The organism is Pseudogracilibacillus sp. SO30301A, from assembly GCF_037072025.1.
GTDB lineage: Bacteria > Bacillota > Bacilli > Bacillales > Amphibacillaceae > Pseudogracilibacillus.
Genome location: NZ_JAXHDD010000021.1, coordinates 60,083 through 67,929 on the forward strand (window position 1 = coordinate 60,083; position 7,847 = coordinate 67,929).

General features: G+C 37.4%; 7 protein-coding genes. 5 read left to right on the forward strand and 2 right to left on the reverse strand.

What is annotated here, in order from left to right:
* Positions 1 to 319: 319 nt before the first annotated feature.
* A complete protein-coding gene (gene fadH / locus SPD89_RS11755; protein ID WP_336262144.1) occupies positions 320 to 1,084 on the reverse strand; it encodes a 2,4-dienoyl-CoA reductase in 765 nt (254 codons plus the stop codon).
* Between the two features lie 695 nt (positions 1,085 to 1,779).
* On the opposite strand from fadH, the gene ectA reads away from it, so the two are divergent.
* From ectA to exaC, 5 genes are all read left to right on the forward strand, one after another.
* Positions 1,780 to 2,256, forward strand: a complete 477-nt coding sequence (ectA, locus tag SPD89_RS11760; RefSeq protein ID WP_336262154.1) for a diaminobutyrate acetyltransferase — start codon at positions 1,780 to 1,782, stop codon at positions 2,254 to 2,256.
* A gap of 47 nt (positions 2,257 to 2,303) precedes the next feature.
* On the forward strand, positions 2,304 to 3,581 hold the full coding sequence (gene ectB / locus SPD89_RS11765) for a diaminobutyrate--2-oxoglutarate transaminase (protein ID WP_336262145.1): 1,278 nt from the start codon (positions 2,304 to 2,306) through the stop codon (positions 3,579 to 3,581).
* Between the two features lie 111 nt (positions 3,582 to 3,692).
* The gene (locus SPD89_RS11770) at positions 3,693 to 4,088 is read left to right on the forward strand and encodes an ectoine synthase (protein ID WP_336262146.1); all 396 of its coding nucleotides are present in this window, start codon (positions 3,693 to 3,695) and stop codon (positions 4,086 to 4,088) included.
* 311 nt (positions 4,089 to 4,399) lie between these two features.
* Complete coding sequence (gene adhP / locus SPD89_RS11775; protein WP_336262147.1) at positions 4,400 to 5,410, forward strand: alcohol dehydrogenase AdhP; 1,011 nt, start codon at positions 4,400 to 4,402, stop codon at positions 5,408 to 5,410.
* A 104-nt stretch (positions 5,411 to 5,514) separates the two neighbouring features.
* A complete protein-coding gene (gene exaC, locus SPD89_RS11780) occupies positions 5,515 to 7,032 on the forward strand; it encodes an acetaldehyde dehydrogenase ExaC (protein ID WP_336262148.1) in 1,518 nt (505 codons plus the stop codon).
* A gap of 420 nt (positions 7,033 to 7,452) precedes the next feature.
* Here the strand turns inward: exaC and SPD89_RS11785 are convergent.
* On the reverse strand, positions 7,453 to 7,847 hold a 395-nt coding region (locus SPD89_RS11785), incomplete at its 5' end, for a hypothetical protein (protein WP_336262149.1).

Below are 7,847 nucleotides of genomic sequence, written 5' to 3' on the forward strand. Positions count from 1 at the left end.
GCAAGCGGAATGTATGCTTTTAAATACATGAGCAAAGATCTGCCACGCAGGAAAAGTGATCTTCTTTTCCAAGGAAACGCTTCTAGCACGCAGAAAAAGTGCTTACCTTTTTCAAGGAGCGGAAAAGCAAGCCAACGAGCTTCCACAGGATGTGGTGACTTCTGCGTTGCCCACAGAACGTGGGCGGTTTTAGCAGAAGATCCCCAATCGTAGTGTCATTTTTACCGGACTTTTTGAACATCCTCTAATACTAGTTTATCAGTCTTTCAATGAAAAAAGCACCCTAATTTTAGAGTGCTTAAGTGCGAGGTACAACTTCTTAAAACGGTGCTTGATTTAACCATTGCCCCCCGTCCATTGTTACTACTTCGCCATTTATGTACGCCGCATCTTTAGATAATAGAAAGTAAGCAAGCCCAGCAATTTCTTCAGGGGTACCAAATCGCTTTAATGGAACAGATTGCCTCGTTCGTTCCGCCATCTCTTCCGAAAGCATAAGTTTATCCGCTCCTCCAGTTCGCTCAATTGGACCTGGAGCAATTGCATTTACTCTTATTCCATACTTACTTCCCCACTCAACAGCAAGTGTCCTCGTTAAACTTAATACCCCCGCTTTTGCCGCTGCATTGTGAACTACTCCTACGCCAGCATCCCAGGCATATGTTGCCACCATATTTAAAATAGAACCTCGTTTCTTCTCTTTAATCCAATACTTCCCAACTGCTTGACTGCAATAAAAAGTTCCATTTAACACAATATCGATTACACTATTCCAACCATTAACAGATAAATCTTCTGCTGCAATAATAAAGTTTCCTGCCGCATTATTAATAAGATGATCAATCGTTCCAAATTCGTTAACGGTCTCAATTACCATCTTTTCTACATCTTCAATATTTCGTACGTCCATTTCAATACAATAGATTTTTCCTGAGGTTGGATTAAGTTCTTGCTTTGTAGCTTCTAACCGTTCCATACTGCGACCAGTAATAACGACATTAGCACCCCCATCCGCCAAACGTTTTGCCATATATTTTCCCATTCCGCTCGATCCACCAGTAACAATCACTGTTTCATTAAGCATTTTATTCCTCCTCATAATAATAAAAATGGCATCGCTTTCATTAATCTCTAATTGTGAATGAATAGCCATTCATTTAATCCCTTAATCTAACTATAACAAATTATTATTGAAATACAAGATCGAAAAAAAAGAAATTTTGTTATATATTAGGAGATTTTAACAGATTCAACCCATATCCCCCTCTAAAAAGGATAATATGGGAGAGATTTATAGAAAAGAGTAAGGTATCTCCTTCTCACCCCATCTCAGATTAAATAAAGCGGCTAAATGGAAGCTAAGCACATTTGCTTTAAAAAATTCCAATGGTTACTATATTAAACATAAAGAAAACTCGACGAGTGACAAACCGACAGGTGCAGTCAGAGGCGTTAGTTGCACTTATGCAAATAAGTAACATGATTGATGGACTTATTTGCGAAAGAAAACTCGACGAGTGACAAACCGACAGGTGCAGTCAGAGGCGTAGTTGCACTTATGCAAATAAGTAACATGATTGATGGACTTATTTGCGAAAGAAAACTTGTCGAGTAGCAAACTGACAAGTGCAGCTAGAGGAAAACAGCTGGATAGTTTATTTTCGGCAAACCTTGTAAATAAGAAAAAACAGATTTTTATTTACGCAAAATATCAGGAGGTGAACCGCCGTTAGCAAAGTATTAGAGAAAACGGCCATTACTGTAAGAACAGGAGAAGAAATTTGTTTTAGAGAACCAACCGAAGATGATGGGAGTGAAATGTTTCGTATTGTTAAAGACTCCAAAGTACTCGATGTTAATTCATCATACAGCTACTTAATGTGGAGCAAATATTTCAATAAAACATCCATCATCGCTGAATGTGAAAACGAAGTAATCGGGTTTGTCTCAGGGTTTTTACAACCTGAATCTCCGGATACTTTATTCATATGGCAAGTCGCTGTTGACCATAAACATCGTGGGAAAGGTCTAGCGACAAAGCTAATTGAACAATTATTAAATCAGTTAAAAAGTGAAAAAGTAAATTATTTGGAGGCAACGGTAACTCCATCAAATAAGCCGTCAAGTAAACTATTTAAAGGAATTGCGAAAAAGAACGACACAAATTGCACTGTTTTTGAATGTTTTTCAGAAGATCAGTTTCCTGATCCTTCACATGAACCGGAAATGACGTACCGAATTGGACCATTAAAGTAGGGTAAGTCAATAAAATATTAAAATTTATGGAGGTTAATTAACTTAATATGACAACCGTAACGGAAGATCCCAATATTACAATGGACATTTTTGCTGAACACGAATCGGAGGTGAGAAGCTATAGTCGCAGTTTTCCAACCGTGTTTAAAAAAGCGAAAGGATACAAACTATGGGATACAGATAATAAGGAGTATATTGACTTTTTTGCGGGTGCCGGAACGTTAAACTATGGACATAATAACGATGCCATGAAACAATTACTCATGGATTATATCGAGAGTGATTCGATCACCCATAGCTTAGATATGGCAACAATTGCAAGAGGTAATTTTTTAAAAAAGTTTGATGAAGTTATTTTACGTCCAAGGAATCTTGACTACAAAGTAATGTTCCCTGGACCAACAGGAACGAATGCTGTTGAAAGTGCCTTAAAACTAGCCCGTAAAATTACAGGAAGAACAAATATCATGAGTTTCACGAATGCGTTCCATGGAATGACGATTGGTTCGTTATCTATAACAGGTAATGCTTCAAAACGTGAAGGTGCTGGGATTCCTTTAACTCATTCTGTTTCTATGCCCTTTGATAAGTACAACTCTAAAGCTGATTCCCTTTCCCTTATTGAAAGTTATCTAGAAAATAGTGGTAGTGGTGTTGACCTCCCAGCAGCTATTATTGTTGAAACAGTTCAAGGTGAAGGAGGAATTAATGCCGCAAGCATGGAATGGCTCAAAGGTATCGAAAAAATAGCCAGAAGATTCGGTATATTATTGATTATCGATGATATCCAAGCTGGTTGTGGTAGAACTGGAACTTTCTTTAGTTTTGAACCAGCTGAAATAAAACCAGATATTGCTTGCCTGTCTAAATCACTTGGTGGATACGGACTTCCGATGTCAATTACATTATTTAAGAAAGAACATGATGTTTGGGAGCCTGGTGAACATAATGGTACATTCCGTGGTAATAATTTAGCTTTTATTGCAGCAACAGAAGCTCTAACCTACTGGGAAAATGATAATTTCTCACAAGAAGTTGATAAAAAAGCCAAGTTAATGCATAAGTTTACTAGAAAAGTTTCAAAAGATTATCCTCAGTTAAAGGCTGAACCGAGAGGACGTGGCATGATGCAAGGAGTCGCTTGTCATGTAGACGGTATTTCCAGTAAGATTTGTGAAGAAGCATTTCAACGTGGTTTATTGATGGAAACTTCCGGACCAAAAGATGAAGTATTTAAGTTTTTACCACCACTTATTATTGATGAAGCAGGACTGCAACAAGGCTTCGACATCATCGAAGATAGTATTAAAGCAGTTTTAAAATAGAATTAAAGTTTAATAAATATTCGTGCTCGAGCACATTTTCTGCTCGAGCTTTCATTATAGAAATTATTTAAAGTAACTTATACTAGATTAAAAGAGCAGAGGAGAATGAACATGATTGTAAGAAACCTAGATGAAATTATTGGAACAGAAAACGAAACAAAAGCAGATACTTGGTCAAGTCGCCGCTTCCTATTGAAAAAGGATGGCATGGGGTTTTCATTTCATGAAACAATTATTTATGCAGGAACCGAAACACATATTCATTATCAAAACCACTTAGAAGCAGTTTACTGCGTTGCTGGAGATGGAGAAATCGAAACAGTAAAAGACGGAAAAGTTTATCCGATTAAAAACGGGACGATGTACGCATTAAACGAAAACGACGAACATTACTTACGTGGTGGCAAAGAAGATATGCGGTTAATTTGTGTATTTAACCCTCCACTTGTCGGTAGAGAAACACATGATGAAAATGGCGTTTATCCATTACTAGATGATGAAGAATAATTTTTTTGCTTCAGCCTTTGAATTAGGCTGAAGCTTTTTATATTCCATGCAAATTATATGGAGCTAGTTAGATCAATTTTATCATGACAAAATACTTCAATGTCACTATTATACAATCCTCTTTTTATCTTCTTTCCATTTCTTCGTAAATAAATGCCGATATTTCGTAACTTTATTCCGATTTTTTGTCAATACGATATCTTGTCTAACAATAAACATTGTTAATAAGCCCTTTTATTAGTTGGCATTAAAATTGCATTATTAAAGGTTAGGTGATGTATTCACTAAAAAAACTATAGGAGGAATAATCAATGAAAGCAGCTGTAGTTAATCAGTTTAAAGAAAAGCTAGAGGTAAAAGAAGTTGAGATACCAACACCAGGAAATGGAGAAATTTTAATTAAAATGGAAGCATGTGGTGTATGTCATACAGATTTACATGCAGCACACGGGGATTGGCCAGTAAAACCAAAGCTTCCCGTTATTCCTGGTCATGAAGGAGTTGGGATTGTCGAAAAACTTGGCGATAATGTTACTTCATTAAAAATTGGTGATCGTGTTGGTGTTCCTTGGTTATTTAAAGCATGTGGAGAGTGCGAGTACTGTTTATCTGGGCAAGAAACATTATGTTTGGATCAATTAAATGGTGGATATTCTGCAGATGGAGCTTTTGCTGAATATTGTGTAGCACCCGCTGATTATGTTGCGAGAATACCAGACGGTGTGGATTCTGTTGAAATTGCTCCAATTTTATGTGCTGGAGTAACAACATATAAAGCTTTAAAAGTTTCTGGTGCAAAAGCGGGCGATTGGGTCGCAATTTATGGTATTGGTGGATTAGGACATATTGCCTTGCAATATGCTAAAGCAATGGGATTTAATGCTATTGCTGTCGATATCCAAGACGATAAACTCGAGCTTGCAAAAGAACTTGGGGCAGACATTACGATTAACGGTAGAAAAGTGGATCCTGCAGAAGAAATTAATAATAAAGTTGGTGGAGCCCAAGCGGCTATTAGTGTCGCTGTAACAAAATCAGCATTTGAACAAGCATACCATTCAGTTAAAAGAGGTGGCTCTGTTGTTTTAGTCGGACTACCAAATGACGAAATACCAGTGCCTATTTTTGATACTGTTTTAAATGGAGTTAGTGTAAAAGGATCGATTGTTGGGACTCGTAAAGATATGCAAGAAGCATTACAATTTGCTGCTGATGGAAAAGTTCGTGCAATCGTTTCGACAGCAAAAATAGACGACATTAATGATGTATTTGACAAAATGGAAAAAGGTAAAATAAATGGGCGAGTCGTTTTAGAATTTTAACCAATTATTTGAAAACGTTATCAAAAAATGACTGTCTACATAGAAGGTAGGTAAAATATTCCTACCTTCTAAATTACTACGTAAACGGGAAAAGGGGTATTGTAATGATTTATGAACAACCAGGAAAAGAAAATTCAAAAGTTACGTTTAAAAAACGCTATGATAATTTTATTAATGGGAAATGGATCAAGCCTGTAAATAATAGATATTTTGAAAATCCAACCCCTGTAACAGGAGAAATTTTTTGTGAAGTTGCTCGTTCTTCAAAAGAAGATATTGAATTAGCTTTAGATGCCGCACACAGTGTAAAAGATAAGTGGGGAAAAACATCCCCCGCTGAAAGGGCCCTTATCTTAAATAAAATTGCCGATCGGATGGAAGAAAATCTTGAAATGTTAGCTGTTGCCGAGACATGGGATAATGGAAAGGCTGTTCGAGAAACATTAAACGCTGACATTCCTTTAGCAATTGATCATTTCCGCTACTTTGCTGGTGCAATCCGTGCACAAGAAGGGACATTAAGTCAAATTGATGAAAATACTGTTGCTTATCATTTTCACGATCCACTCGGTGTCGTAGGTCAAATTATCCCATGGAATTTTCCACTCCTAATGGCTACGTGGAAAATTGCTCCAGCCCTTGCTGCCGGAAATTGTATAGTTTTAAAACCAGCGGAACAAACTCCTGCATCGATTATGGTGTTAATGGAATTGATTGGTGACTTACTTCCTGCTGGGGTTTTAAATGTAGTAAACGGTTTTGGTGTGGAAGCGGGAAAACCATTAGCATCAAATCCAAGAATTTCTAAAATTGCTTTTACTGGAGAAACGACTACTGGTCGGTTGATTATGCAATATGCATCTGAGAACATTATCCCTGTTACACTTGAACTTGGAGGAAAGTCTCCAAATATATTTTTCAAAAACATAATGGATAAAGACGATGACTTTTTAGATAAAGCAATTGAAGGATTTGTCTTATTTGCTTTAAACCAAGGAGAAGTTTGTACATGCCCTTCCCGAGCCCTAATTGATGAAGCGATCTACGATGAATTTATTGAGAGAGCACTTGACAGGGTGAAAGAGATTAAAACAGGAAATCCCCTTGATACTGAAACTATGATGGGTGCCCAGGCATCCACAGAGCAAATGGAAAAAATATCATCTTATTTAAATATTGGCCGCCAAGAGGGAGCAACATGTTTAATTGGTGGAGGATCTAATGTAATTGAAGGATTTGAAAATGGATATTATATTAAACCGACCGTATTTAAAGGCCATAATAAGATGCGTATTTTCCAAGAAGAAATTTTCGGCCCTGTCGTTGCTGTTACAACTTTCGAAAATGAACAGGAAGCACTGAAAATTGCTAACGATACACTTTACGGTCTTGGTGCAGGAGTTTGGTCAAGAGAGATGAATACAGCTTATCGTTTCGGAAGAGGAATCCAAGCCGGTAGAGTATGGACGAACTGTTATCATGCCTATCCTGCCCACGCTGCTTTTGGAGGCTATAAAAGTTCTGGAATTGGAAGAGAAACACATCTGATGATGTTAAACCACTATCAACAAACAAAAAATTTACTTGTAAGTTACAGTGAAGATAAATTAGGATTTTTCTAAATTAAATTAGAAAATTTTTCAGGAACAATAGGCTTAGCTATAGTAGTCATAGAGAAAACCGAACTAGATTTTAAACTGTTATTAAAGTTTATATTAGTTCGGATTTTTCATTTGGCTATTTTATAAACTTTATAGTGCGTGTTCAAAAAGGAGGATAAAAAGGGCCAAGAAGTTCGAGGCGGCGCAGTTTCAAGCAGCGGAATGTATGCATTTAGATACATGAGCGAACGCTTCTAGCACGCAGAAAAAGTGCTTTCCTTTTTCAAGGAAACGCTTCTAGCACGCAAAAAAAGTGATTTCCCTTTTTCAAGGAGCGGAGAAACAAGCATTCGTGCGAAATTCGCAGTGTCATTTTTACCAGACTTTTTGAACATCCTCTTATAACAAATATCCATAAACTGCGACGTAAGAGTCTACATGTTATTTATGTATCAACCCCATGTCTTGGCGGCAATTAATATATTGCAAATCGACTCGACGTCTTGGAAAATCACTCGACATGTCCCAAATCGACTCGACATCTTGGTGAATGACTCGACGTCTTGCAAATCGACTCGACATCTTGCAAATCGACTCGACGTCTTGGAAAACGACTCGACATCTTGCAAATCGACTCGACGTCTTGGAAAATGACTCGACATCTTGCCAATCGACTCGACGTCTTGGAAAATGACTCGACGTCTTGCAAATCGACTCGACATCTTGGAGAATGACTCGACATCTTGGAAAATCACTCGACATGTTTGAAATCGACTCGACATCTTGGAAAATGACTCGACATCTTGGAGAATGACTCGACATCTTTGTGAATGACT

What these genes read in the sequence shown, in the direction of transcription:
- ectB (WP_336262145.1), top strand. Translation starts at nt 2,304, where the DNA reads ATGACAACCGTAACGGAAGATCCCAATATTACAATGGACATTTTTGCT.
- fadH (WP_336262144.1), bottom strand. Translation starts at nt 1,084, where the DNA reads ATGCTTAATGAAACAGTGATTGTTACTGGTGGATCGAGCGGAATGGGA.
- adhP (WP_336262147.1), top strand. Translation starts at nt 4,400, where the DNA reads ATGAAAGCAGCTGTAGTTAATCAGTTTAAAGAAAAGCTAGAGGTAAAA.
- SPD89_RS11770 (WP_336262146.1), top strand. Translation starts at nt 3,693, where the DNA reads ATGATTGTAAGAAACCTAGATGAAATTATTGGAACAGAAAACGAAACA.
- exaC (WP_336262148.1), top strand. Translation starts at nt 5,515, where the DNA reads ATGATTTATGAACAACCAGGAAAAGAAAATTCAAAAGTTACGTTTAAA.